The sequence below is a fragment of the Methylobacterium sp. Leaf361 genome, assembly GCF_001424445.1.
GTDB lineage: Bacteria > Pseudomonadota > Alphaproteobacteria > Rhizobiales > Beijerinckiaceae > Methylobacterium.
This window is the reverse complement of sequence record NZ_LMPY01000056.1, coordinates 50,441-76,737: the sequence shown is the minus strand read 5'-3', so window position 1 is coordinate 76,737 and position 26,297 is coordinate 50,441. Positions and strand designations below refer to the sequence as shown.

Sequence of the window (26,297 nt, the reverse complement as noted above, 5' to 3'; positions counted from 1 at the left end):
GTCTCGCTCTCCACAGCGGTCGTCTCGGCCTCACAGTGCGGAGCACCGGCGCCGGACGGCCCGCGGGCCGTTCGGGACCGTGCGGATTCTCGTGCCGCGGGGCGACACCGCGCGTTCCGGCGGGCCCGCTCAGTCCCGGCCCCGAAGGTCCTGTTTCCCTTGGGCAATTTGGCTGGGGCGCCAGGATTCGAACCTGGGAATGGCGGTACCAAAAACCGCTGCCTTACCACTTGGCGACGCCCCAAGGTGAGCGGAGGCTGTCTAGACGCCGCGCCCGCCCCTGGCAAGCGGCGGATCGCGGCCTCCCGGCCCCCGCAAGCCGCCGCTCAGCGGCGCTCGGGTGTGCCGTCGATCCGGCGGGGCAGGCCCAGCGGGTTGGCGGCCTGGAGCGCCGCCGGCAGCAGGGCGTCGGGGACGTCCTGGTAGCTCACCGGCCGCAGGAACCGGTCGATCGCGAGGCTGCCCACCGAGGTCGTGCGCCCGTCCGAGGTCGCCGGGTAAGGCCCACCATGCACCATGGCGTGCGCCACCTCGACGCCGGTCCCGAACCCGTCCACCAAGATCCGGCCGACGCGGCGCTCCAGGAGCGGCAGCAGGTCCCGGGCGGCCGCGTGATCCTCCGGCGCGAGGTGCAGCGAGGCCGTGAGCTGACCCTCCAGACGCTCCAGGACCGCCCGCATCGCGGCGAAGTCCGCGCAGCGCACCACGAGCCCCGAGGCGCCGAACATCTCCTCCTGCAGCTCGGGATCCGCCAGGAACACGTCCGAGTCCGCGGCGAACAGGGTCGCCCGGCCCTGGGTCGCCCCGCCCTCCGTGCCCTCGGCGATGCGGGTGACGGCGGCGTGGCCGGCCACCCGCGCCACGGCCTCGCGGTACGCGCGCTGGATGCCGGGCGTCAGCATGGTCGCGGCCGGGCTCTCGCGCAGGGCCGCGCCGGCCGCCTCGAGGAAGGCGTCGAGACCCGGACCCGGCAGCGCCAGGATCAGGCCGGGATTGGTGCAGAACTGCCCGGCGCCGAGCGTCAGCGAGGCCGCGAAGGCCTTGCCGATCGCGGCACCCCGCGCGGCGAGCGCGCCGGGGAACAGCAGCACCGGGTTGATGCTGCTCATCTCGGCGTAGACCGGGATCGGCGACGGGCGCCCGGCCGCGATCGCCATCAGGGCGGTGCCGCCCCGGCGCGAGCCCGTGAAGCCGACGGCCGCGATCCGGGGATCGGCCACCAGCCCCTGCCCGATCGACTGGCCGGCATCGAACAGCAGCGAGAAGGTCCCCTCCGGCAGGCCGCAGGACGCAACCGCCTTCTGGACGGCGCGGCCGACCAGTTCCGAGGTGCCGGGATGGGCGGGATGGGCCTTGACCACCACCGGGCAGCCCGCCGCCAGGGCCGAGGCGGTGTCGCCCCCCGCCACCGAGAAGGCCAGCGGGAAGTTCGAGGCGCCGAACACCGCCACCGGGCCGACGGCGATCCGGCGCAGGCGCAGGTCCGGACGGGGCAGCGGCTTGCGGTCCGGAAGGGCCGGGTCGATCCGCGCCTCGACGTAGCTGCCCTCGCGGACGACGCCGGCGAACAGGCGCAGCTGGCCGACCGTCCGGGCGCGCTCGCCCTCGATCCGCGGCCGGGGCAGCCCCGTCTCGGCTATGCAGCGGGTGACGAGGTCATCCCCGATCTCCAGGATGTTCGCGGCGATCGCTTCCAGGAAGCCGGCCCGCGCCTCCGGGTCGGTCTCGCGGAAGGTGTCGAAGGCGGCCTCGGCGAGCGCGCAGGCCCGGTCGAGGTCGCTCCGGCTCGCGCCCGGGAAGTCCGGCTCCAGGGCCTGTCCGGTGGCCGCCTCGACGGCCCGGAAGGCCGCCTCGGTGCCGCGCCGCGCCTCGGCGCCGATCAGGTTCTCGCCGCGCAGGGTCATGAGCTGCTCCTCTCGGTGGGGGTGCGGGCGGGCCGCACCGGGACGGCGCGAGCGGGCGGTCAGCCCCGCTGCGCCGCCAGGGCCTTCTCGCGGATGGCCGCGAGGGTCATGGTCGGGGTGAGCGCCTCGGGATCGACGAGGCAGTGGATCATGGCCGGCAGCCCGGAGGCGAGGCCGCGCTCGAAGGCGGGGGCGAACTCCTCGGTGCGCTCCACCCGTTCGCCGTGGCCGCCGAAGGCGCGGGCCAGCGCCGCGAAGTCGGGGTTGCGCAGCTCGGTCGCCGAGACGCGGCCGGGATACTCGCGCTCCTGGTGCATCCGGATCGTGCCGTACATGCCGTTGTCGAGCACCACCACAACGACGGCGATCCCGTACTGAACCGCGGTCGCGAATTCCTGCACGGTCATCATCACGTCGCCGTCGCCGGCCAGCGCCACGACGATCCGCTCCGGGCGGCTGCGCTTCGCCATCACGGCGGCGGGCAGGCCGTAGCCCATGGAGCCGGAGGTCGGCGCGAGCTGCGTGCCGAAGGCGCGGAACCGGTAATAGCGGTGAACCCAGGTGGCGAAGTTGCCGGCGCCGTTGCAGATCACCGCGTCCGGCGGCAGCCGCTCGCGCAGCCACGTGATCGCTTCCCCGTACTGGAACGCGCCGGGCTTCGGCTCCGGGGTCTCGGACCACGCGCGGTAGGCGGCGTGGGCCTCGGCGGCGCGGCCGGTCCCGGTCGCCTCGAACTCCGGCAGGGCCGCGCAGAAGGTCTCGGGCGCCGCCTCGATCGCCAGCGCCGGCTGGTAGACCCGGCCGAGTTCCGCCGCGTCGGCGTGGACGTGGACCAGCGGCAGGCCGGGATCGGGGATGCCGAGCAGGCCGTAGGACTGCGCCGGCATCTCGGAGAGGCGCCCGCCCACCATCAGCAGCAGGTCGGCCTCCCGGATCCGGGCGAGCAGCGCCGGGTTCGGCCCGATCCCGAGCTCGCCCGCGAAGTTCGGGTGGTCGGCGGGGAAGAGCTGCGCCCGCCGGAACGAGACCGCCACCGGCAGGTCGTGGCGCTCGGCCCAGGCGGCCAGGGCGGCGACGGCGCCTTCCGTCCAGCGGGAGCCGCCGAGCAGCACCACCGGCCGCCGCGCCTCCGCCAGCATGGCCCGCAGGCGCGCGAGATCGTCCCCCGACGGGGCCGGCGCGGCCGGGACGACGCGCGGCGCGTCCGGCACGGCCGCGACGTCGTCGAGCATGTCCTCCGGCAGGGCGACCACGACGGGGCCCGGGCGGCCCTGCAGCGCGACCCGGAAGGCCCGGGCGAGGATCTCCGGGATGCGCGCCGCGTCGTCGATCTCCACCGCCCACTTGGCGACGCCGCCGAACATCTGGCGATAGTCGACCTCCTGGAAGGCCTCGCGGTCGCGCATGCGCCGGGCGATCTGGCCGACGAACAGGATCATCGGCGTCGAATCCTGGCGGGCGATGTGCACGCCGGCGGAGGCGTTGGTGGCGCCGGGCCCCCGGGTCACGAAGCAGATGCCAGGGCGGCCCGTGAGCTTGCCGGCGGCCTCGGCCATGATCGCCGCGCCGCCCTCCTGCCGGCAGACCAGAACGTCGATGCCGCTGTCGCGCAGGGCGTCGAGCACCGCGAGATAGCTCTCGCCGGGGACGCAGGTCACGCGCTCGACGCCCTGCGCGCGGAGCTGGTCGACGAGCACCTGCGCGCCGGTGCGTGGGGGCAATCCGCTCAAGCCGTTCCTCCCTGGCGCTCGGGCCGCGTCCGGGGCATGGCGCCGGGATCGGCCGTGGATCCGCCCGCCGCTGAGATGCGTCTGATATCCCAGTCTCAGGATAGGGGCGGGTTCGGGGCGGTCAACCTGTCAGACCAGGGGGCGCCGGTCGAGGGCCCGGCGGGTCATCCGGTCGAGAAAGTCGAACAGCGTCCCGATCCCGGCAAGGGCCGCCTCCGCGTCGCGCGCCGCGATGCCCGACACGATCGCCGCGTGGATCGCCGCGCAGTCCGGGAAGCTCGCGGTCGGCTCGTAGGTGTACCAGAACCGTCGCGACTGCGCGTGCAGCGCCGCCATGGTGCCGGCGAGCGTCGGGTTGTAGGCGGCGCCGACCAGCCCCTCGTGCAGGGCGCGCTTGTGCCGGAAATACGCTTCCCGGTCGCGGGCCTCCGCGGTGCGGCGCAGCCCGCCGACGCGGTCCAGCAGCTGCGCCATGTCGTCCTCGGTGCCCCGCGCGATGGCGCAGCGGGCCACGGTCTCGTCGAGGGGCCGCCGCACCTCCAGCAGCTCGAGGTGCCTGATGATGTCGACCTGGGTGACGAGGACGCCGCGGCGCGGGTGGACCTCCACGAACCCGATCGTCTTCAGCCGTGCCAGGGCCTCGCGGACCGGAGTCCGGCCGAGGCCCAGCTCCGCGCCGAGTTCGCCCTCGGAGACCATCGCGCCTGGCGCGAGGCGGCGGCTGATGATCATCTGCTCGATGGCGTCGTAGGCGGTCTCGGCCAGCGAGCGCGGCCTGCGCGCCTCCGCCGTCGAGGCGCTGCCGCCGCCCGTAAAGTCCAATTCGGCCAAGGGCTTCCCCGTCGATCTCCGCTCGGGTCGGTCGCGACCCGCGCCGGTTGACAATGGCGCGGCGCCCCGTGTTACTCAAGAGCTGGGATATCAGTCCGCGCCCAGCGCGGACGGGAGCCAAGGCCGGCGCAAGCGACGCGTGATTGTCACCGTCTGCGGGTGCCGAGACCGAGGCCCGGGGAGGAGAAGCGGATGTCCGGGTTGTCCCCTGAGACGCGCGCCAAGCTGAAGACCGTCAGCACGGCCACGCTGATGACCGCCCTCTACAAGCGCGGCTTCCGCAACCAGATGATCCAGGGCGTGCTGCCCCTGAAGGCCGGCGGCCCGACGATGGTCGGCGAGGCCTACACCCTGCGCTACATCCCGGCCCGGGAGGATCTGAACCCGATCACGGTGTTCCGCGACCGCGCGCACCCGCAGCGCAAGGCCGTGGAGGAGTGCCCGCCCGGCGCCGTGATGGTGATCGACAGCCGGAAGGACGCCCGGGCCGCCTCCGCGGGCTCGATCCTGGCGACCCGGCTGATGGTGCGCGGCTGCGCCGGGCTCGTCACCGACGGCGGCTTCCGCGATGCCGACGAGATCGCCCGGCTCGAGATGCCGAGCTACCACGCGCGCCCGTCGGCACCGACGAACCTCACGGTCCACCAGGCGATCGACATCAACGTGCCGATCGGCTGCGGCGACGCGCCCGTCTTCCCCGGCGACGTGATCGTCGGCGACGGCGACGGGGTGGCGGTGATCCCGGCCCACCTCGCTGACGCGGTCGCCGACGAGGCCGTGGAGATGACCGCCTACGAGGATTTCGTCACCGAGGAGGTACGCAAGGGCCGCACAATCCTCGGCCTCTACCCTGCCACCGACGAGCAGAGCCTCGCCGATTTCGCCGCCTGGCGGACGCGGACCGGCCGCTGAGCGTGCCGCACCGGCCCGCTCCGGCCCGGCCCGCGATCGGCAAAGGGCCGGGACGCGTCGGATTCGGCTCGGGGGGACGCCATGGCGGCGGGATTGCGCGGGGGCGATGCGGCGCCGGAGATCGAGCGGCGGACGGTCGCCAAGGTGTCGCGGCGTCTGCTGCCGCTGATCGTCCTCATCTACTTCGTCGCCTACATGGACCGGACCAACGTCGGCTTCGCCGCGTTCGGGCTGAACCGGGAGTTCGGGTTCTCCGCCACGGTCTACGGCTGGGCGGCCGGCATCTTCTTCCTCGGCTACGTCATCTTCGAAGTGCCGAGCAACGTTCTCCTGGAGCGTGCCGGGGCGCGGCTCTGGATCGCCCGGATCATGGTCACCTGGGGGCTGGTGGCGGGCAGCATGGCGCTCATCACCGGCCCGACGAGCTTCCTCGCCCTGCGCTTCCTGCTGGGCGTGGCCGAGGCCGGCTTCTTCCCCGGCGTGATCCTGTACTTCACCTACTGGTTCCCGAAGCGGTACCGGGCGCGCGTGGTCGCCGCGCTGTTCCTCGCGGTCCCGGGCTCGAACGCCCTCACGGCGGTGATCTCGGGGGCGCTGCTCCAGCTCGACGGGGCGCTCGGCCTGCACGGCTGGCAGTGGCTGTTCCTCCTCGAGGCGGCGCCCTCGATCCTGCTGGCCTTCGCGGTCCTGGCGCTGATGACCGACCGGCCCGAACAGGCCGCGTGGCTCACGTCCGAGGAGCGGTTGTGGCTCGGGACCGCGATCGCGGCGGAGCGGGACGGCACGGTCCGGGCCCACGGGCCCTTCACCCTGGGGCAGGTCCTGACCGACCGGCGCGTGCTCGCGCTGGGCGCGATGTACTTCAGCATCGGTACCGCCACCTACGGCATCACCTTCTTCCTGCCGCCGATCCTGAAGAGCCTGCACCTCACCGACTGGGAGACGGGGGTCGCGACGGCGGTGCCCTACGGCGTCGGGACCCTGGGCATGATCGCCTGGAGCTGGTCGTCGGACCGGCGCGACGAGCGCCGCTGGCACTTCGCGATCGCCGCGCTGGTCGCCGCCCTCGGCCTCGTCGTCTCCGGCCCCATGCTCGGCAGCCTCTGGGCGCTCGCGGCGATGTCGGTGGCCACGATCGGGCTCTACGGGAGCAAGCCCGCCTTCTGGGCGATGCCGGGGGAGTTCCTGGCCGGGCCCGCGGCCGCCGGGGGGATCGCGCTGATCAACGCGATCGGCAATCTCGGCGGCTTCGTCGGCCCTTACGTCCTGGGCTGGCTGAAGGATTATACCGGGACCTACGAGGCCGGCCTCTATTTCCTGGCGGCTTGCGCGCTCGCCGCCGCGGCGATCACGCTCGTCGCGGGCCGCCCGGCCGGGTCGAACGCGTGAGACCGGAGACAGAGCGATGACCGCGCGCAAGAAGACCCTGGAGGATCTGCGCAGCCAGCGCTGGTTCGGCGCCACCGACCTGCGCAGCTTCGGCCACCGCTCGCGCATGCTGCAGATGGGCTACGAGCGGGCGGATTTCACCGGCAAGCCGATCGTCGGCATCATCAACACTTGGAGCGACATCAACCCCTGCCACCAGCATTTCCGCGAGCGCGTCGAGCACGTGAAGCGCGGCGTCTGGCAGGCGGGCGGCTTCCCGATCGAGCTGCCGGCGCTGTCGCTGTCGGAGAACTTCGTCAAGCCGACCACGATGCTCTACCGCAACCTCCTGGCCATGGAGGTGGAAGAACTGCTGCGCCAGCACCCCGTGGACGGCGCGGTGCTGATGGGCGGCTGCGACAAGACCACACCCGGCACGGTGATGGGCGGGATCTCCATGAACCTGCCGATGGTGTTCCTGCCGGCGGGACCGATGATGCGCGGCCATTTCAGCGGGACGATCCTGGGCTCGGGCTCGGATGTCTGGAAGTACTGGGCCGAGAAGGAGGCCGGGAACATCACCACGCAGGAATGGAACGACATGGAGGCGGGCATCGCTCGCTCCGCCGGAACCTGCATGACCATGGGCACGGCCTCGACCATGACGGCGATCACTGAGGCCCTGGGTTTATCGCTGCCCGGTTCGGCCTCGATCCCGGCGGCCGACGCCGACCATCCGCGCATGGCCGGCGCCTGCGGCCGGCGGATCGTCGAGATGATCTGGGAGGACCTGAAGCCGTCCGACATCCTCGACCGCCGCTCGGTCGACAACGCGCTGGTGGTCCACAACGCGCTCGCCGGCTCCACCAACGCGATGATCCACCTCGTGGCCATGGCCGGTCGGGCCGGTATCCCGGTCAAGCTCACCGAGTTCGACGACTTCGCCCAGAAGGTGCCGGTCATCGCCAACCTCCGGCCCTCGGGTCAGTGGCTCATGGAGGATTTCCACATCGCGGGCGGCATCCGCGCTCTGATGGCGCGCCTGTCCCCCCTCCTCCACCTCGACGCCCGCTCGGTCACCGGCGGCACGATCGGCGACGGGCTGGCCGGCATGCGGGTGTTCAACGACGACGTGATCCGGCCGCTCGACCGGCCGATCGTCGCCATGGGCGGGACCGCGATCCTGTACGGCAACCTCGCTCCCGACGGCTGCGTGATCAAGCCGCCGGCCGCCGACCCGCGGTTGCTGCAGCACACCGGTCCCGCGCTGGTCTTCGACAGCTACGACGCGATGAGCGCGGCGGTGAACGACCTCGACCTCGACGTCACCCCCGACCACGTGATGATCCTGCGCAATGCCGGCCCGATCGGCGGTCCCGGCATGCCGGAATGGGGCATGCTGCCGATCCCCAAGGTGCTGCTCCGGCAGGGCGTGCGCGACATGGTCCGCATCTCGGACGCGCGGATGAGCGGGACCAGCTACGGTGCCTGCATCCTGCACGTGGCGCCGGAATCGGCCGCGGGCGGTCCGCTCGCGGCCGTGCGCGACGGCGACCTCATCACCGTGGACGTGCCCGGGCGGCGGATCCACCTGCATCTCGACGACGCCGAGATCGCGGCGCGCGTGAAGGCCTTCGTTCCGCCGGACCGGGCCTATCCGCGGGGCTACAACCGGCTGTTCGCCCGGCACGTGCGGCAGGCCAACGAGGGCTGCGACTTCGACTTTCTGGAGGGCGCCGGGGGGATCCCGGAACCCGAGATTCATTGACCGGCCCGAGCCGCCGGCAACAGGCGGCAGGCCCCATCACAGGGAGGTACCATGGTCACGATCGCACGCAGGGGTCTGCTCGCCGGGGCGGCCCTGCTCGGCGCCGCGCGGGCGGCCGGAGCCGGCTGGGAACCGTCGCAGCGGGTGCCCGACCCGGCCGTCGAGATCCTCGATCCGGCCTTCGCCAAATACCGCCTCGCCTCGGCGACGGTGGAGCGGGTCGCCACCGGCTTCCGCTGGGCCGAGGGGCCGGTCTGGTTCGGCGACATGGGATCGCTGCTGTTCAGCGACGTGGTCAACGACCGGATCATGAAGTGGGAGGAGGCCTCCGGCGCGCTCTCGGTGTTCCGCAAGCCGTCGAACTACGCCAACGGCAACACCCGCGACCGGCAGGGCCGCCTGATCACCTGCCAGCACAGGACCCGCAGCGTGACCCGGACCGAGCACGACGGCAGCCTCACCACGCTGCTCGACCGGTTCGACGGCAAGCCGCTGAACTCGCCGAACGACGTGGTCTGCCATTCCGACGGCGCGGTCTGGTTCACCGACCCGGCCTTCGGGCCGAACCCGCACGAGTCGATGGCCGCGCCGGAACTGCCCGGCAACGTCTACCGGATCGATCCGAAGACGGGGCAGGCCAGCGTCGTGGTCGAGGGCGTGGCGGGTCCGAACGGCCTGTGCTTCTCGCCCGACGAGTCCAAGCTCTACGTGATCGAGGCGCGGGCGAAGCCGAACCGCCTGATCCGTGTCTACGACGTGGTCGAGAACGGCACCAGGACCGCCAACGGCCGCGTCTTCTACGATGCCGGCACCGGCACGCCGGACGGGTTCCGGGTCGATGTCGACGGCAACCTCTGGTGCGGCTGGGGGATGAGCGAGGCCGAGGACGGCGTCATCGTGCTGTCGCCGCAGGCCAAGCTGATCGGCCGGATCCGCCTGCCGGAACGCTGCGCCAACCTGTGCTTCGGCGGCCTCAACCGCAACCTGCTGCTGATGACGGCGTCGCACTCGGTCTATTCACTGTACGTGAACACGCGGGGTGCGGGGACCTGCTGAGGTCGGACGGGCGGTTCGGGCCGCCGCGCCGTCCTTGCAAGCGGAGCGAAGCAATTCAGGGTTACGCCACGCCGACAGATGTCGCGCTGCCCTGGGTCGCTTCGCTACGCTCGCGATGACGGTGGTGCCCCGCCCCTACTCCGCCGCCTGCGGCAGGTACCGCGCCGGGTCGTAGTTCAGGATCGGCCCGAGCCAGCGCTCGACCTCACGGATATCCATGCCTTTGCGGGCGGCGTAATCCTCGACCTGGTCGCGCTCCACCTTGGCGACGCCGAAATAGTGCGCCTCCGGGTGGGCGATGTAGATCCCCGACACCGACGAGCCCGGCCACATCGCGTAGGACTCGGTGAGCTTCACGCCGATCCGGCTCTCGGCCTTCAGCAGGTCGAACAGCGTGGTTTTCTCGGTGTGGTCGGGCTGGGCCGGGTAGCCCGGGGCCGGGCGGATGCCGTCGTACTTCTCCAGCACCAGTTCCTCGGGGGCGTAGGCCTCCTCGCTCGCGTAGCCCCAGAACTCCTTGCGCACCCGCTCGTGCATGCGCTCGGCGAAGGCCTCGGCGATGCGGTCGGCGAGCGCCTTCACGAGGATCGCCCGGTAATCGTCGTTGGCCCGCTCGAAACGCTCGGCGATCCGCACCTCCTCAAGGCCCGCCGTCACCACGAAGCCGCCGACGTAATCGGCGATGCCGGTCTCCGCCGGGGCCACGAAATCCGACAGGCAGGTGTTCGACCGCCCGTCGCGCTTCGAGAGCTGCTGGCGCAACCCGTGGAAGGTGGCGAGCCGCTCCGACCGGCTCTCGCCGGTGTAGAGGACGATGTCGTCGCCGACGCTGTTGGCCGGCCAGAAGCCGATCACCGCCTTCGGGTTGAACCAGCGCTCCGCCACGATCTGCTTCAGCATCTCTTGCGCGTCCTCGTAGAGGGCGCGAGCGGCCGGACCCTGCTCGGGATCGTCCAGGAGCGCCGGGAAGCGGCCCTTGAACTCGTAGGTCTGCAGGAACGGCGTCCAGTCGATGTAGGGCACGAGGTCGGCGACCTCGTAGGAGCCGTAGACCCGTGTGCCGGTGAAGGAGGGCTTCGCCGGCTTGTAGCCCGACCAGTCGATCTTGAAGGCGTTGGTCCGCGCCTTGGCGAGCGGCAGCCGCTGCTTGTCGGCCTCCGAGCGCTTGTGGGCGTCGGCGACCTTGGCGTACTCGGCTCGGACCTTCTCGATCGTGGTCCCGCGGGTTTCCTTCGAGATCAGGCTCGACACGACGCCGACCGCGCGGCTCGCGTCGGTGACGTAGACCGCCTGACCCTTGGCGTAGGCCGGGTGGATCTTGACCGCCGTGTGGACGCGGCTCGTGGTGGCACCGCCGATCAGCAGCGGCACGTCGAGCCCCTCGCGCTCCATCTCGCCGGCCACGTGGACCATCTCGTCGAGCGACGGGGTGATCAGGCCCGACAGGCCGACGATGTCGACCTGCTCGCGCTTGGCGGTCTCCAGGATCTTGGCGGCCGGCACCATCACGCCGAGATCGATGATCTCGTAGTTGTTGCAGGCCAGCACGACGCCGACGATGTTCTTGCCGATATCGTGGACGTCGCCCTTCACGGTCGCCATCAGCACCTTGCCGGCGGCCTGGCGCTTGCCGTCGCCGCCATTGGCGCGCTTCTCCTCCTCCATGAACGGCTCAAGATAGGCAACCGCCTGCTTCATCACGCGGGCGGACTTCACCACCTGCGGCAGGAACATCTTGCCGGAGCCGAACAGGTCGCCGACCACGTTCATGCCCGACATCAGAGGCCCCTCGATGACGTGGAGCGGCCGCTCCACGCCTTGCCGCGCCTCCTCGGTGTCGGCGAGAATGTACTCGGTGATGCCGTTGACCAGCGCGTGCTCGATGCGCTTCTCGACCGGGGCCTCGCGCCAGGACAGGTCGGCGGTCTTGGCCTGGGCCGAGGCGCCGGTCTTGAACCGCTCGGCCGCCTCCAGCAGGCGCTCGGTGGAATCGTCGCGGCGGTTGAGGACCACATCCTCGCACAACTCGCGCAGCTCCGCCGGGATCTCGTCGTAGACGGCGAGCTGGCCGGCATTGACGATGCCCATGTCCATGCCGGCCTTGATGCAGTGGAACAGGAACACGGCGTGCATCGCCTCGCGCACCGGCTCGTTGCCGCGGAACGCGAAGCTGAGGTTCGAGACGCCGCCCGAAATGTGGGCGTGCGGCAGGGTCTCGCGGATCGTGCGGGTCGCCTCGATGAAGGCGACGCCGTACGGGTTGTGCTCCTCAATGCCGGTGGCGACGGCGAAGATGTTCGGATCGAAGATGATGTCCTCGGGCGGGAAGCCGACCTGCTCGGTCAGGATCCGGTAGGCCTTGGTGCAGATCTCGACCTTGCGCTCATAGGAATCCGCCTGGCCCTGCTCGTCGAAGGCCATCACCACCACGGCGGCCCCGTAGGAGCGGCAAGCCTTGGCGGCCTCGATGAACTTCTCCTCGCCCTCCTTCATGGAGATCGAGTTCACGATCGGCTTGCCCTGGATGCACTTCAGCCCGGCCTCGATCACCTCGAACTTCGAGGAATCGACCATCACGGGCACGCGCGCGATGTCGGGCTCGGCCGCGACGAGGTTCAGGAACTCGACCATCGCCTTCTGGGAGTCGAGCAGGCCCTCGTCCATGTTGACGTCGATCACCTGGGCGCCGGCCGCCACCTGATCGCGGGCGACGTCCAGCGCCGCCGCGTAGTCGCCGTTGGTGATCAGCTTGCGGAACTTGGCCGAGCCGGTGACGTTCGTGCGCTCGCCGACGTTCACGAACGGGATTTCCGGCGTGAGCACGAAGGGCTCCAGGCCCGAGAGCCGCATCAGGCGCGGCACCTCGGGGATCGGCCGCGGCGCCTTGCCGGCGACGGCCTCCGCGATGGCGCGGATGTGGTCCGGGGTCGTGCCGCAGCAGCCGCCGACCATGTTGACGAGGCCGGATTCGGCGAACTCGCCGACCAGTTTGCCCATCGCCTCCGGGCTCTCGTCGTAGAGGCCGAACTCGTTCGGCAGGCCGGCATTCGGGTAGGCGCAGACCAGCGTGTCGCAGATCCGCGACAGCTCGGCGATGTGGCCGCGCATCTCGCGGGCGCCGAGCGCGCAGTTGAGGCCGAAGGTCAGCGGCTCGGAATGGCGCAGGGAGTGCCAGAACGCCGCCGGGGTCTGGCCCGACAGGGTGCGGCCCGAGAGGTCGGTGATCGTGCCGGAGATCTGGATCGGCAGCCGGATGCCGGTCTCGTCGAAGACCTGCCACGCGGCCGCAACCGCCGCCTTGGCGTTGAGCGTGTCGAAGATCGTCTCGATCAGGATCAGCTCGGCGCCGCCGTCGATGAGGCCGTGGATCTGCTCCACGTAGGCCTGCTTGACTTGATCGAAGGTCACCGCCCGGAAGCCCGGGTTGTTCACGTCCGGCGAGATCGACAGGGTGCGGTTGGTCGGGCCGATGGCGCCGGCCACGAAGCGGCGGCGGCCGTCCTTCTGCTCGGCGAGCTTGGCGGCCTCGCGGGCGAGCCGCGCACCTTGAGCGTTCAGCTCGTGGATGATCGACTCCATGCCGTAATCGGCCTGGGCGATGGTGGTGCCCGAGAAGGTGTTGGTCTCGCAGACGTCGGCGCCGGCCAGGAAGTAGTCGAGGTGGATCTGCCGGATCGCGTCGGGCTGGGTCAGGATCAGCAGGTCGTTGTTGCCCTTCTGATCGTGGCCGTGATCCTTGAATCGGTCGCCGCGAAAGTCCTCTTCCGAGTACTTGAGCCGCTGGATCACCGTGCCCATCGCCCCGTCGAGGACGAGGATCTTCTCCGCGGCGCGGTGGCGCAAGGCCTTCGCGATCTCGGTGCCGTCGACGGGGGCAAAATCGGTCATCGTGCGTCCTGTCAGATCACCTCGTCCTGAGGTGCCGGAGCGAAGCGGAGGCCTTGGAGGCCTCCAGATATCTCGGTGTTCCCTGGAGCCCTCCTTCGGGGCCGCTCACGCGGCCCCTCAGGACGAGGTGGAGGGGGATCTTCGGTCTCTCGTGCGTGCCCTGGCTGCTGTCTCGGACACAAGCCGTCTTTGCGAGCGCAGCGAAGCAATCCAGCCGCGCCACGCTCACGGATGTCGCGCTGCCCTGGGTCGCTTCGCTGCGTCCGCGATGACGGACCGCGGCCCCGAGAAGTTAAGCCGCGGCCTTCGCGGCCGCCAGCTTCGGCGCCTGGGCGCGCAGGCCGAGCAGGTGGCAGATCGCGTAGACCAAGTCGGAGCGGTTCATCGAGTAGAAGTGGAAGTCGTTGACGCCCTCGTCCACGAGGTCGAGCACCTGCTCGGCCGCCACCGCGCCGGCCACGAGCCGGCGGGTCTCGACGTCGTCCTCCAGCCCCTCGAACCGGGCGGCCAGCCAGTAGGGCACCGAGGCGCCGGTGCGGCGGGCGAAGTTCGCCGCCTGCTTGAAGTTCTGCACCGGCAGGATGCCCGGGATGATCGGGATCGTGATCCCGGCGGCCCGGACCTTGTCCAGGTAGCGCAGGTAGATCTCGTTCTCGAAGAAGAACTGGGTGATCGCCTGGTCGGCCCCGGCATCGACCTTGGCCTTCAGGGCGTCGATGTCTGCGTCGAGGGAGGCCGCCTCGGGGTGCTTCTCGGGATAGGCCGAGACCGAGACCTTGAAGTCGCCGATCCGCTTGATCCCCTTCACCAGCTCTGCGGTCGAGGCGTAGCCCTCCGGGTGCGGCCGGTAGGCGTGGCCGACACCCTCGGCCGGGTCGCCGCGCAGCGCCACGATGTGGCGCACGCCCGCGTCCCAGTAGGACTGGACCACCGCGTCGATCTCGTCGCGAGAGGCGTCCACGCAGGTGAGGTGGGCGGCGGGCTTGAGGCCGGTCTCGCGGACCATGCGGGCGACCGTGTTGTGGGTGCGCTCGCGGGTGGAGCCGCCGGCGCCGTAGGTCACCGAGACGAAGCTCGGCTGCAGCGGCGCGAGGCGCTCGATGGAGTTCCAGAGGATCTTCTCCATCTCGTCGGTCTTCGGGGGGAAGAACTCGATCGAGACGCGGATCGGGTGGTAGCCGTCGCGGCTGGCGCGGTGGGTGGAGCGGCGCATCGGGGTCTCGTCCTCTATGTCGGTCGGTTCAGACGAAGTCTGCGGAGGTCAGTGTCTCAGGCGACGGCGCGCTGAGGCTGTTCTGTGTCGGTGTCGGCCAGCCCGTCCTGAGCCAGCCCGTCCTGGGCCAGCCAGAGGGTGACGGTGAGCTGGCCCGACTCGCGCGGCGTCAGATCGCGGGTGGCGACCGTCGCGAGGCCGGCCTCGGCGAGCCAGCCGGAGACCTGTTCGGCCGAGAAGCCGAGGCGCCGATGGGCCTGCCCGGTGCGGAGGAATTCCAGCTCGTGCGGCGCGAAGTCCACCACCAGCAGGCGGCCGCCCGGCGCCACGAGCCGCGCGGCCCCGCGGAGCGCCCGGGCCGGGTCGTCGAGATAGTGCAGCACCTGATGGACCACGACGAGGTCGAAGCTCGCCCGCGCGAAGGGCGGCGCGTGGATGTCGCCCTGCCGCAGGTCCACCCTTGCCAAGCCCTGGCGCTCCAGGTTGGCCCGGGCGACGGACAGCATGGCGTGGCTCGAATCGAGCCCGGTGGCGCGGCCGGCCCGGGGCGCCAGCAGGCCGAGCATCCGGCCGGTGCCGGTGCCGAGATCGATCAGACTGCCGATCGGGCGGTCGCCCAGGGCGTCGAGCACCGCGGCCTCCACGATCGCCTCGGGCACGTGCAGGGAGCGCAGCTCGTCCCATTTGGGGGCCAGCCGGGCGAAGAAGGTCGTGGCGGCATCCGCCCGCTGCGCCCGGACGGCGTCGAGGCGCGCGCGGTCCTCCGACAGGGGCGGCGCGGTCCGGTCGAGACCGGACAGGAGCGGGTCCGCCAAGCCGGCGCGGGCGTCGGACAGCCGGAAGAACGCCCAGGCCCCCTCGCGGTGGCGCTCGACCAGCCCGGCCTCCACCAATAGCTTGAGGTGGCGAGAGATCCGCGGCTGCGACTGACCCAGGATGTCGGTGAGGTCGGACACCGACAGTTCCCCCTCGACGAGCAGCGCCAGGATGCGCAGGCGCGTCTCCTCCGCGGCGGCACGCAGGACGCCCAGGGCTTCCGGAAAGGGGATCGACCCCGCTTCTTGCCTGCGTTCGATAGACATAAAGATATGTTTATGTCCGTTTTCCCGCGGGCGCAAGCACGATCTTGATCGGGTCCAAGACGGCGCGTGACGGCTCCCGACGGCATTGCCGAACCGATGAGACCGAAGCGCGGCGGCGGCGTTGATGGCAGGGTCGATGACTGGATCGATGACAGGGCCGCGGACCGCGTGCCCGGGGAGGCACGCATGGCCGAGAGCCCGTTCCCGCAGATCACGCTGGTCCGCCACGGCGAGACCGCCTGGAGCCGGTCCGGTCAGCATACCGGGCGCAGCGACATCCCCCTGACGCTGGAGGGTGAGGACGCGGCGCGCGCCCTCGCACCGCGCCTGGCGCGCCGCGCCTACGCGGAGGTGTGGTCGAGCCCGTCGGGCCGGGCGGCCACGACCTGCGCGCTGGCGGGCTTCGGCGACCGCCGCGCGATCGACCCGGATCTCGCCGAGTGGGATTACGGCGCCTACGAGGGCCGGACCACGAAGGCGATCCTGGCCGAGCGGCCGGACTGGCGGCTGTTCCGCGACGGCTGCCCCGGCGGCGAGACGGCGGCGGATGTCGGTGCCCGGGCGGACCGGGTCATCGCCCGGGCCCGCGCCCGCGACGCCGACCTCATCGTGTTCTCCAGCGCACACCTTCTGCGCGTGCTCGCCGCGCGCTGGATCGGCCTGGAGCCGCGGGGCGGCGCGCTCCTCGTCCTCGGCACCGCGAGCGTCTCGGTGCTCGGCTACGAGCACGACCGCACCGAGCCCGTGCTGCGTGCCTGGAACGGGTAGGCGCTAGCGCAGCCAGTACCCGTCGGGTGCCAGCGCCTGGGGCATCGGCTCGCCGAGCGCGTGGTGGACGATGCGGTCCACGGCGCGGACCATGGCGTCGAGGGGCAGGTCGTTGGGCTCGGTGCCGAACGGCTCCTCGAGCTCGTCCCCGAGGGCGTCGAGCCCGAAGAACGTGTAGGCCACGAGCGCCACCACGATCGGAGTCGCCCAGCCCAGGGCGCCGGTGAGGCCCACCGGGAGGAGCAGGCAGTAGAGCCACGCCGTCCGGTACACGAGCAACGTGTAGGCGAAGGGCAGCGGCGTGTTGGCGAGCCGCTCGCAGGCGGTGTGCACGCCCGACAGCGCCTCGATCCGGGCCTCGAGGATGCCGAACTGGATGTCGCTGAGCCGGCCCGCGCGCGTCAGCGCGGCGAGGTCTCGGGTGATGGCGGCCAGGACCGAGTCGGTGGGGTTCGGGCCGGACAGGTCCGATCCGGGGCTCGTGCGGTCGACGGCGGCGGCCTCGTCCAGGTCGCGCAGGCGGGCGTGGAGGCCGTGCGCGAAGGCCGACAGGCGCCGGAGCTGGAGCGCGGCCTCCCGCTCGGGCAGCAGGGCCGGGAGGGCGCGGGCGAGGTTGCGCACCTCGCCGATCAGGTTGCCCCAGTGCTTGCGCGCCTCCCACCAGCGCTCGTAGCAGGCGTTGTTGCGAAAGCTCAGGAAGATCGAGAGGGCGAGGCCGACTACGGTGAACGGCGTCACCCCTGCGCTGACCGGGAACAGCGCGGGCCACCGCGATTCCGCCCACACCACCGCGCACGAGACCGCGACGATCCCCGCGATCTTGGGCGCCACCCGCGGCACGATCGAGCCGCGCAGGGTGAACAGCAGGGTCAGCAGGTTGGGCCGGGTGCGGACGATCATCGGGACTTCGGCGATGCGGTGCTGCCGTCCTGCCCTGCGCCCTCCGGTCCCGCAACCGACGTCTCTGTGAGCTCGGCAGTTCGATCGACCAAGGCCGGGTCGCGGACGGGCCGCGGACAAGTCTCAGACGGTCTCCGCCTCCCACAGCCACGCCGCGCCGCGCACGCCCGACGCGTCTCCGTGCAGGCTCGCCCGCACGGGCGTGTCGAAGGCGTCGGAGAAGACGTGGGGGGCGATCGCCGCCGGCAGGCCGGCGATCAGCTCCGGGATGCGCGACAGGCCGCCGCCGATCACGATCACGTCCGGGTCGAGGAGGTTCACCACCTGGGCGGCCGCGCGCCCGAGGCGCTCGAGGTGGACGGCGAGCGTCTCCCGCGCCGCCGGGCCTCCGGCCCGGGCCTCGGCGACGACCGCCTCGGCGGTGAGGTTGCCGCCGTGCCGCCGCGCGTGGTCGGCGGCCAGCCCGGGACCGGACAGCCAGGTCTCGACGCAGCCCCGGCGACCGCAGTAGCAGGGGGCGCCCGGCCGCTCGTCGTCGCGGGGCGCCGGCAGGGGGCCGTGGCCCCACTCGCCCGCGATGCCGTTGCGGCCCGTGAGCACCCGACCGTCGAGGGCGATGCCGGACCCGACGCCGGTGCCCAGGATCACCGCCCAGACCACGCGGGCCCCGGCGCCGGCGCCGTCGATCGCCTCCGACACCGCCAGGCAGTTGGCGTCGTTCTCGATCCGGAGCGGGCGTTCCAGGCGCGCGCCGAGATCGACCGCGAACGGGTGTCCGTTGAGCCAGTGCGAGTTGGCGTTGCGCACGAGGCCCGTCGCCGGGGACAGGCTCCCGGGCATGCCGATGCCGACGCTGCAGGGCGCGCCGGCCTCGGCCTCGAGACGCAGGACGAGGTCGGCCACGGCCTCGACGGTGGCCCGGTAGGCGCCCCGCGGGGCGGGCATCCGCGCCTCGGCCAGGGTCGACCCGTCCCGGTCGAGCACGATCCCGGCGATCTTGGTGCCGCCGAGATCGATCCCGAGACGCGGGCGACCCGCGTTCTTCGCCGTCGGCGATCCCATCACTCGGCGGCGGCGACCTTGCTGTCGGTGCCCATCAGCTGCGGCGACTCGTCGGCGATGTGGGTGCCGATGGCGACCGGGTGGGCCATCACCTCGTTGAGCTTGGCGACGTCGAGCTCGCCTTCCCAGCGGCTGACCACCACGCAGGCGACGCCGTTGCCCACGAGGTTGGTGAGCGCGCGGCACTCGGACATGAACTTGTCGATGCCGAGGACCAGGGTCATGGCGGCGACCGGCACCGGGCTGTTGGGGATCGCCGAGAGCGTCGCCGCCAGGGTGATGAAGCCGGCACCCGTGACGCCCGATGCGCCCTTCGAGGTCAGCATCGCCACCAGGATGATGGTCGCGTACTGGCTGATCGACAGGTCCACGCCCACGGCCTGCGCCAGGAACAGCGTCGCCAGCGTCATGTAGATGTTGGTGCCGTCGAGGTTGAACGAGTAGCCGGTCGGGACCACGAGGCCGACGACCGAGTCCGAGGCGCCGAGGCGGCGCATCTTGGTCATGAGCTGCGGCAGCACCGTCTCGGAGGATGACGTGCCGACCACGATCAGCAGCTCGTCCTTGATGTAGGCGAGGAAGCGCAGGATCGAGAAGCCCGCGACCCGGGCGATCGTCCCGAGCACCACGAGCACGAACAGGATCGCCGTGATGTAGAAGGTGCCGACGAGCCACGCGAGGTCGTAGACCTTCTGGATGCCGTACTCGCCGATCGTGAACGCCATGGCGCCGAAGGCGCCGACGGGGGCGAGCTTCACGACGATGCCGATGATCCGGAAGAAGATCTGGCCGGCGGTGTCGATCGCGTGGTTCACCGAGGCCGCGCGCTCGCCGAGATTCGTCACCACGACGCCGGTGAGGATCGAGATCAGCAGCACCTGCAGCAGGTCGCCGGTGGCGAAGGGGTCGAGGAAGCTCTTCGGGATGATCGCCAGGATGTGGGCGACGGTGGAATCGGCGGCCGCCTTGCTGGCGTAGGTCGCGACCTTGCTGGCGTCGAGCTTCGACGGGTCGGCGTTGAAGCCGGCGCCGGGCCGGATCACCTCGCCGACGATGACGCCGATCAGCAGCGCGATGGTGGACACCACCTCGAAGTAGACCAGCGCCTTCAGGCCGACGCGGCCGACCTTCTTCAGATCGCCGATCGACGCGATGCCGTGGACGATCGTGCAGAAGATGATCGGCGCGATCATCATCTTGATCAGGCCGATGAAGGCGTCGCCGAGCCACTTCATCGACTTGCCAGTGGCCGGGTCGTACCAGCCGAGCAGGACGCCGAGCGCGATGGCGATCAGCACCTGGATGTAGAGCACCTTGTACCAGGGCTCGCGGGGCGCTGCGGCGGGAGCCGTCGCCTGGATTGCCTGTGCCATGTCCATCCCGTGCGACGACCGCGCACCCTCCCGATTTGCCGGCACGCTAGCGACTATCACCCGGCGCCTCAACGGCTGCACGCTTATCCGCCCGGAACCATCCGTGACAAAAACCTGTCATTCCCGGACGAAGATCTCTCGTATCCGAGACCCGCGAAAACAGACGGGCCGCAGCGCGATCTGCGCTGCGGCCCGGCCGTGCCTCGCGTCGTTCCGACGCGGCTCAGGTCTGCTGCTGGGTCCGGCGGGGGCGGACGGTCCAGCGCTCGAACATCGAGGCGGGATCCTCGCTCTTCCCGTCCTTGTTCTCGGCGGCGGGATCGGGCTGCTGGTGGATCGCCGCGCCGAGGGCCTGCGACAGGCTCTCGATGACGTCGTCGATGCGGGCATCCCCGTGCAGGGCGTCGCCGCTGCCGGATTGCGGGGCGGGCGTCTCGGCGGCCGGCGCGGCGTGCGCGGCCGCTTCCGGCGCGGACTCCGGCTGCGGCTCGGGCTCGGGGTGATGCTCCGGGGCCGGCTCGGGCGGGCGCGGGGCGGCCGCGGCGGGCTCGGGAGCCGGCGGCGGGGCGGCGACGACCGGCGCGGCGGCGGCCAGCGCCGCGGGAGCCGCGGCCCGGCGGATAGCACCCATCGCGCCCTCGTCGGACTCGGTGCTCCGGCTGCTGCTGCTGCTACCGTAGCGGCCGAAGCCGAAGCGCGGCTCGATCAGGTCCAGCACCGCGTCCAGCGCGGCGTTGCTCAGCGCCACCTCCTCGGCCGCCGGCACGCCCTGGATGGCCAGGGCCGCCCGCTCGAAGGCCGGCTCGCTGCTGACCTCGCGGCCGAACCAGCTCGGGGCGTGGAAGCCGGCGGCCTCGCCGTCATCGTCGAAGGTGACGCTGATCAGGTCCAGGCTGCCGGGGGTGACGTAGCGGTCGATGGCAATCTCGCGCCCGCCGGCATTCAGCGTGGTGCGGTCGTAGGCGGCCTTGCCGGGGCACACGTCCAGCAGGGCGTCGCCGTGGGCGCGCGGGACGTCGGTGCGCTCCTCGACCGGGACGCCGTCCGGCCCCTTGTTCACCAGGACCAGCTGGCAGACCTGGCCGTCGACGCGCACGTAGGAGGCCCGGCCGCCCTGGGGCGCGAAGTGACCCTCGGTGATGCGAGCGCCACCCCGCTCCTTGCGGATCAGGCGGACCAGGGATGGTGCGACCAGAAATCGGCGAACGGTGCTCATGAACTCAAAACCCCTCCCGCTTGGTCGGCGGCGCGCCGATCCGGCGGACAGCCCTCAGCGCCGCCGGGCCGCACGGAAGGGGGCACGTGGAGCCGGCCCGCACGGCGTATAAGCTGACTGCCACGCCGTATTCGCCAGAGCCTGACCACTTCCGTCGCCAATCACCGGACAGCGACATCCTGAGACTATAGAGCGCTAAGCAAAAACGCGACGAAATCAAGACCGGATCCGGCCGAGGATCCGGCCCCGGCGGTCCCTGTCCCCGATATCCCGGCTTTCGCGCCGCGTTTCCGAACCCAGGTTAGCGGCCCCCGCGATTCATTCAGCCGGCTCGAAATTCATCGCCGCGCCGTTCATGCAGTAGCGCAGGCCGGTCGGCGCCGGGCCGTCGTCGAAGACGTGGCCCAGATGGCCCTTGCAGCGGGCGCAGTGCACTTCGGTGCGGACCATCCAGTGGCTGCGGTCCACCGTGGTCTCGACGGCGCCGTCGAGGGGCTCGAAGAAACTCGGCCAGCCCGTTCCGGACTCGAACTTGGTGCCCTGCTCGAACAGCGGCTGACCGCAGCCGGCGCAGGTGAAGGTCCCGGCCCGCTTCTCGGCGAGCAGACAGCTCGTGCCGGCCCGCTCCGTGCCGTGCTCGCGCAGGACCCGGTACTGCTCCGGTGTCAGCGCCGAGCGCCACTCGGCGTCGCTGCGGGTCTCCGGGCTGGTGGTCGGCGTGTCGGCCATGACGATCTCCCTTCTCGCCACGCTATATAGGGATCGCGCGCCCTATCCGGCAGTCCCGGAGGATGCCGCAGGCCGTCTCCGGGATCGGAGACGCGGCGTTCAGGCGGCGGCGCCGACGGTGTCTGCCATCCGCGCCCGGCGCGCGCCCATCGGCAGCGGCGCGCCCGTGGTGGTGTCGCGGGCGGTCTGGTGCTCCAGCTCCGCGTTGATCTCGCCTCCGAGCAGCACGATCGTCGAGGAGATCCAGATCCACGTCATGAAGCCGATCACGGCGCCGAGCGACCCGTAGGTCTCGTTGTAGGTGCCGAAATTGGCGACGTACCAGGAGAACAGGAGCGACGCGGCGAGCCAGAGCAGGCCCGCGACGACGCTGCCGAACCCGACCCAGCGCCAGCGGGCGTGCTCCCGGCTCGGCCCGAACCGGTAGAGCACCGACAGGCCGCCGAGCAGGACGATCAGGATCGCCGGCCAGCGCAGGGCCGCGAGCAGCCACGCGGTCGAGCCGAGGCCCAGGAAGTTCAGCATCACCGGCACGACGACGATCACGTTGAGCGCGACGATGATGAACAGCAGGGCGCCGACCGTGAAAGTGAGCGAGCGGAGGTTGAGCCAGAAGAAGTTTCGCTTCTCCTCCTCCTCGTAGACGACGTTCAGCGCGTCGAACATCGCCTTCATGGCCGCGTTGGCGCTCCAGATCGACAGGAGCAGGCTGGAGAAGAACGTGATGCTGAGGGAGCCGCTGCCCTTGGCGGCGATGCGCTTGACCTGGTCGCCGATGAGCTCGACCGCGCCGGACGGCAGGACCGCGTGCAGCTGGGCGAGGTGATCGTTGATGACGGTCACGTCGGCGAACAGGCCGTAGCAGGAGACCAGCGCGGCGATGGCGGGGAACAGCGACAGCAGCGTGTAGAAGGTCACCCCGGCGGCGACCGCCAGGACCCGGTCCTTGTTGAACTCCAGGTAGAGTCGGACGACGATGTCCTTCCAGCCGGACCGCGTCATCTCGACGGGGCTGTCGGCGGCGCGGCCGCGCTCCGGCTGGGTCGCGGCGGTGAGCTGCGCGGCGCGCCCCGAGATCGAGCGCGCCCCCGCGGCGACGCCCTTCCGCAGGCCCCGATCGTCGCAGGACGGATCGCGGTCGAGCGGCGGCTCGTCGGCGGGGAGAGCCGCCGGCACGCGGCGCCGCGCCGGCGCCGCCGCGAGGGCGACCAGCGCCGAACCGAGCATCAGGATCCAGAGGATCGAGCCGCCCTCCGAGGGGCCGGTCGAACGCGACGGTGACGGGGGCATGGATCGGGGCCAGTGCGCGGAACTGCCGCGCTCGGGACTCCCAACGTCGTCGTGCCGCGGCCGTTCCGCGCGTCGCGCGGGGACGCCGCGGCCCTCCGCGCGTTGTGCTCGTTATGCGCGATCAGCCCCGACTCGGATTCTGCTGCAAGTTCGTCCTGGACGAGCCGCCCGGCACCCACGCCACCCTCAAGGCGGAGCGGGAGGCCACGCTGCACATGAACCTCACCAGCGTGACCATGGCCCATCTCACGAAGCTGGAGCCGGCCGCTCGGCGGGTGAAGCTCACCGGGCTCGTCGCCCACAACCTCGACGCCCTCGCCCGCCAGATCGCCTGGGTCGGGGCCCGGCCGCCGCTGGAGCGTCTCCTGCGCATGGCGAGCAACGTCCTTCCGGGCTACACCCACCCGATCGCGCAGCCGCTCTACGCCGAGCCCGAGATGGCGGCGCTGGTCGAGCGCAGCCTCGCCGAGGCCGGCGCGCTGGCCCGCCGGCTCGGGGTGCGCCTGAGCTTCCACCCGGGACCGTTCTGCCTGCTGGCGAGCCGCAACCCGGCGGCGATCGCCAACGGCCTGTCCGAGCTCGACTACCACGCCGAGATCTTCGACCGGATGGGCTACGGCGGCGGCTGGCACCCGCACGGCGCCCATATCAACATCCATGTCGGCGCGGGCGACCCGGGGGTCGAGGGCTTCCGCGAGACCCTGCCCCGGGCGAGCCGGGTGGCGCGCGACCTCGTGACGGTCGAGAACGACGAGAACGTGTTCGGCCTCGACGCGGTGCTGCGGCTCGCCGACCTCGTGCCCGTGGTGCTCGACCTGCACCACCACTGGGTCGAGAGCGGCGGGGAGTATCTCGAGCCGGACGATGCCCGGATCGCCCGGGTGCAGGCATCCTGGCGCGGCGTCCGGCCCGTGGCCCATATCAGCGTGTCGCGCGAGGCGGTCTCCGCCGCCTGCGATCCGGAGGCCCTGCCCGACTTCCCGGCCCTGCGCGCGGCCGGCCACGCGGTCCGGGACCTCGCGGCCCATTCCGACATGATGTGGAACCGGGCGGTGAACGACCTCGTCGCCCGGCACCTCGCCTGGGCGGATTTCGAGATCGAGGCCAAGGCGAAGAACCGCGCCTCCGTGCAGATCGCCCGACACATCCTGGCCCTCGAGGGAGCGGCGCCGATCGCGGCCGAATGACGGGACGGTCTCGACGCGTCCGTCGGTCCGCACTAGGCATCCCGGTATGAAGACCGCCGACTGCGACATCCTCATCGTCCCGGGGCTCGGGGGCTCCGAGGAGGACCATTGGCAGGCCCGCTGGGCGGGCCGCCTCGCCACCGCGCGCGTGGTCGAGCAGGACCAGTGGCACGAACCGACCCCGGAGGCGTGGTGCGGCCGCATCGCCGAGGCGGTCGCGGCGGCGACGCGGCCGGTCATCCTGATCGCCCACAGCCTCGGCGTGGTGGCGTGCGTCGAGGCGGTGCCGCGCTTCCCCGTAGGGGTGGTGCGCGGCGCCCTCCTGGTGGCGCTCCCGGACGTCGAGGAAGCGCCGGGCCTGCCCGACGCGGTCCGGGCCTTCGCGCCGGTGCCGCGCGATCCCCTGCCCTTCCCGTCCCTGCTGGTCGCCAGCCGTACCGACCCGTACTGCCGTTACGAGCGGGCGGACGACTTCGCCCATGCCTGGGGGGCGCTCACGGTCGACGCGGGCGAATCCGGCCACCTCAACGTGGCGAGCGGGCACGGTCCCTGGCCCGAGGGGCTGATGCGGCTCGCCGGGTTCCTGAAGGGGCTCTGAGCCTGCGAGCCCTGCGGCGCGCGAGGACGATCGGCGTCCCCGTGGCTCGGCGGGATGGGACCGGCGCGGGTCGCATTAACGCGCTGTTTACCACCGCCCTCTTCAGTGGCGGCACGGGCGGTCCTTCGTCCCGAAGCCGCCCCTGGAGAGCACCGTGACGCGCAAAGAGCTTCTGGAACGACTCGAAGCGGTGCAGACCGCCCTCGGCCCCCGGGCCCAGAGCAACTTCAACAGCTCGCTGTTCAACGACGTGACGCTGCTCAAGCGGATCGAGGCCTTCGAGGCCAAGCTCGGCGAGCCCGAGAAGCCGAAGACCGCCGACTACACCGGCAACATGTTCTCGCGCATCGCCAACCGCCGCGCCGCCGCGGGCGCCAAGTAGCGCGCCCCTACTTCGGCTCGGCCTCGGCCGAGCGCAGCAGCTCGCCGGCGACGTCGGCGAGCCGCGGCGGGGACTCCCGCACGAACGGCAGCGGCCGGCAGACGTTGAGCGCCGCGAGCCCGAACCGGGCGGTCATCAGCCCGTTGAGCACGCCCTCCCCCAGCTTGGCGGAGACCCGGGCGGCGATCCCGAGCCCCAGAACCTGCTGCATCACGCTCTCGCCCACCGCCATGCCGCCGGTGACCGTGAGATGCGCGAGCGCCGCGCGCCCCAGTCGCAGGAAGCCCAGGAAGCCCGGCCGGCCGCCGTAGATCGCCGCGATCCGGCGCAGCAGCCGCACCGCCGCGAACACGACGAACGCCACGTCGACGATCGCCCGCGGGCTGAGCGCCGTCACCGCCGAGACCTGCTTGGCCGTCGTCGCGATGGCGTTCCGCGCCTGCCGGTCGAGGCCGGCGAGCAGTTCGTGCTCGGCCAGTCCGATCCGGTCGTCGACGTCGAGGATCGCGTCGGCGGCCGCGTCGATCCGGGCGCGGCCCGCCGACAGGGCGTCGCGGTCCGCGTAGAAGGTCGAGAGCGCCTGCACCACCGCCTGCGCGCCGGTGTGGTCGCGGGTGGCGAGGGCGTCCAGCGCCGACTGGCGCAGCCGCTCGATCTTGCGCTCGCGCCGAAGGCCGGCGAGTTCCCGCACCACGATCGCCAGCAGCGCCAGCGCGGCGAGGCCCAGCAGCGCGAGCGCGACCCAGCCGAGCCAGGGGGCGGCCTGGAACAGGTCGCTGATCATCCGCTCGACCGACAGGCCGACGCCCAGGGAGACGAGGCCGCCCACCGCCGAGAAGAACAGGGCGCCCCAGGGCGAGCGCGAGCGCGGCGCCACCGGCACGGCGACGCCGTCGGCGGCGTCGAGGATCTCGAAGGGTTCCTCGACGATCCTGGCCTGCGGCGGCCGGGGCCCGAGCGGCGTCGTGGTCACGCTCGGCTCGCCGACCGGTTCAGGGTTGATCCGGAAGGCGCGGGGTTTCTGGCCGGAGGTCATGGTC

General features: G+C 71.7%; 21 protein-coding genes and 1 tRNA gene. 8 read left to right on the top strand and 14 right to left on the bottom strand.

Going from position 1 to position 26,297, the window contains the following annotated elements:
* Positions 1–169: 169 nt before the first annotated feature.
* The 4 genes from ASG32_RS27165 to ASG32_RS27150 all read right to left on the bottom strand — a co-directional run bounded on the left by ASG32_RS27165 (position 170) and on the right by ASG32_RS27150 (position 4,465).
* Positions 170–244 (bottom strand) — tRNA-Gln (locus tag ASG32_RS27165).
* An 82-nt stretch (positions 245–326) separates the two neighbouring features.
* Positions 327–1,904, bottom strand: coding sequence for an aldehyde dehydrogenase (NADP(+)) (locus tag ASG32_RS27160; protein ID WP_056532439.1), 1,578 nt, complete (start codon positions 1,902–1,904; stop codon positions 327–329).
* Positions 1,905–1,963: 59 nt separating this feature from the next.
* Complete coding sequence (locus ASG32_RS27155) at positions 1,964–3,634, bottom strand: thiamine pyrophosphate-binding protein (RefSeq protein ID WP_056532437.1); 1,671 nt, start codon at positions 3,632–3,634, stop codon at positions 1,964–1,966.
* Between the two features lie 129 nt (positions 3,635–3,763).
* Positions 3,764–4,465 carry a GntR family transcriptional regulator gene (locus tag ASG32_RS27150; protein ID WP_244492241.1) on the bottom strand — a complete coding sequence of 234 codons (702 nt, stop codon included), beginning with the start codon at positions 4,463–4,465 and terminating at the stop codon, positions 3,764–3,766.
* Positions 4,466–4,657: 192 nt separating this feature from the next.
* Here ASG32_RS27150 and ASG32_RS27145 point away from each other — a divergent pair, with 192 nt between their 5' ends.
* The 4 genes from ASG32_RS27145 to ASG32_RS27130 all read left to right on the top strand — a co-directional run bounded on the left by ASG32_RS27145 (position 4,658) and on the right by ASG32_RS27130 (position 9,569).
* A complete protein-coding gene (locus ASG32_RS27145) occupies positions 4,658–5,377 on the top strand; it encodes a ribonuclease activity regulator RraA (RefSeq protein WP_012319094.1) in 720 nt (239 codons plus the stop codon).
* Positions 5,378–5,458: 81 nt separating this feature from the next.
* On the top strand, positions 5,459–6,766 hold the full coding sequence (locus ASG32_RS27140; RefSeq protein ID WP_056532432.1) for an MFS transporter: 1,308 nt from the start codon (positions 5,459–5,461) through the stop codon (positions 6,764–6,766).
* Positions 6,767–6,782: 16 nt separating this feature from the next.
* Positions 6,783–8,513: an L-arabinonate dehydratase gene (araD, locus tag ASG32_RS27135; protein WP_056532430.1), complete on the top strand. Its 1,731-nt coding sequence runs from the start codon at positions 6,783–6,785 to the stop codon at positions 8,511–8,513.
* 51 nt (positions 8,514–8,564) lie between these two features.
* Positions 8,565–9,569, top strand: coding sequence for an SMP-30/gluconolactonase/LRE family protein (locus tag ASG32_RS27130; RefSeq protein ID WP_107352004.1), 1,005 nt, complete (start codon positions 8,565–8,567; stop codon positions 9,567–9,569).
* A 135-nt stretch (positions 9,570–9,704) separates the two neighbouring features.
* Here the strand turns inward: ASG32_RS27130 and metH are convergent, their stop codons facing one another.
* The 3 genes from metH to ASG32_RS27115 all read right to left on the bottom strand — a co-directional run bounded on the left by metH (position 9,705) and on the right by ASG32_RS27115 (position 15,752).
* Positions 9,705–13,457 (bottom strand): methionine synthase, encoded by a 3,753-nt coding sequence (metH, locus tag ASG32_RS27125; protein ID WP_056532428.1) that lies wholly within the window; start codon positions 13,455–13,457, stop codon positions 9,705–9,707.
* Between the two features lie 292 nt (positions 13,458–13,749).
* Positions 13,750–14,670: a methylenetetrahydrofolate reductase [NAD(P)H] gene (gene metF, locus ASG32_RS27120; protein WP_020095368.1), complete on the bottom strand. Its 921-nt coding sequence runs from the start codon at positions 14,668–14,670 to the stop codon at positions 13,750–13,752.
* Between the two features lie 56 nt (positions 14,671–14,726).
* Positions 14,727–15,752: a metalloregulator ArsR/SmtB family transcription factor gene (locus ASG32_RS27115; protein WP_020095369.1), complete on the bottom strand. Its 1,026-nt coding sequence runs from the start codon at positions 15,750–15,752 to the stop codon at positions 14,727–14,729.
* A 186-nt stretch (positions 15,753–15,938) separates the two neighbouring features.
* Here ASG32_RS27115 and ASG32_RS27110 point away from each other — a divergent pair, with 186 nt between their 5' ends.
* Positions 15,939–16,520, top strand: a complete 582-nt coding sequence (locus ASG32_RS27110) for a histidine phosphatase family protein (RefSeq protein WP_056532426.1) — start codon at positions 15,939–15,941, stop codon at positions 16,518–16,520.
* A gap of 3 nt (positions 16,521–16,523) precedes the next feature.
* Here ASG32_RS27110 and ASG32_RS27105 read toward each other — a convergent pair whose 3' ends face one another.
* The 6 genes from ASG32_RS27105 to ASG32_RS27080 form a co-directional block, all read right to left on the bottom strand.
* Positions 16,524–17,420 carry a bestrophin family protein gene (locus ASG32_RS27105; RefSeq protein WP_056532425.1) on the bottom strand — a complete coding sequence of 299 codons (897 nt, stop codon included), beginning with the start codon at positions 17,418–17,420 and terminating at the stop codon, positions 16,524–16,526.
* A 123-nt stretch (positions 17,421–17,543) separates the two neighbouring features.
* A complete protein-coding gene (locus ASG32_RS27100; protein ID WP_056532423.1) occupies positions 17,544–18,482 on the bottom strand; it encodes an ROK family protein in 939 nt (312 codons plus the stop codon).
* Positions 18,482–19,855, bottom strand: a complete 1,374-nt coding sequence (locus ASG32_RS27095) for a dicarboxylate/amino acid:cation symporter (RefSeq protein ID WP_056532763.1) — start codon at positions 19,853–19,855, stop codon at positions 18,482–18,484. The genes ASG32_RS27100 and ASG32_RS27095 overlap by 1 nt, the downstream gene beginning before the upstream one ends.
* A gap of 223 nt (positions 19,856–20,078) precedes the next feature.
* On the bottom strand, positions 20,079–21,071 hold the full coding sequence (locus tag ASG32_RS27090; RefSeq protein ID WP_056532421.1) for a hypothetical protein: 993 nt from the start codon (positions 21,069–21,071) through the stop codon (positions 20,079–20,081).
* 318 nt (positions 21,072–21,389) lie between these two features.
* Positions 21,390–21,800: a peptide-methionine (R)-S-oxide reductase MsrB gene (gene msrB / locus ASG32_RS27085; protein WP_020095375.1), complete on the bottom strand. Its 411-nt coding sequence runs from the start codon at positions 21,798–21,800 to the stop codon at positions 21,390–21,392.
* Positions 21,801–21,899: 99 nt separating this feature from the next.
* On the bottom strand, positions 21,900–23,090 hold the full coding sequence (locus ASG32_RS27080) for a YihY/virulence factor BrkB family protein (protein WP_056532419.1): 1,191 nt from the start codon (positions 23,088–23,090) through the stop codon (positions 21,900–21,902).
* A gap of 113 nt (positions 23,091–23,203) precedes the next feature.
* Here ASG32_RS27080 and ASG32_RS27075 point away from each other — a divergent pair, with 113 nt between their 5' ends.
* The 3 genes from ASG32_RS27075 (at position 23,204) to ASG32_RS27065 (ending at position 25,257) form a co-directional block, all read left to right on the top strand.
* The gene (locus tag ASG32_RS27075) at positions 23,204–24,277 is read left to right on the top strand and encodes a UV damage endonuclease UvsE (protein ID WP_056532415.1); all 1,074 of its coding nucleotides are present in this window, start codon (positions 23,204–23,206) and stop codon (positions 24,275–24,277) included.
* 46 nt (positions 24,278–24,323) lie between these two features.
* On the top strand, positions 24,324–24,875 hold the full coding sequence (locus ASG32_RS27070) for an alpha/beta hydrolase (RefSeq protein WP_056532412.1): 552 nt from the start codon (positions 24,324–24,326) through the stop codon (positions 24,873–24,875).
* Positions 24,876–25,029: 154 nt separating this feature from the next.
* Entirely contained in the window at positions 25,030–25,257 is a 228-nt protein-coding gene (locus ASG32_RS27065) for a hypothetical protein (RefSeq protein ID WP_012319110.1), read from the top strand.
* Between the two features lie 7 nt (positions 25,258–25,264).
* Here the strand turns inward: ASG32_RS27065 and ASG32_RS27060 are convergent, their stop codons facing one another.
* Positions 25,265–26,293, bottom strand: a complete 1,029-nt coding sequence (locus tag ASG32_RS27060) for a TIGR01620 family protein (protein ID WP_056532410.1) — start codon at positions 26,291–26,293, stop codon at positions 25,265–25,267.
* Between the last annotated feature and the right edge of the window lie 4 nt (positions 26,294–26,297).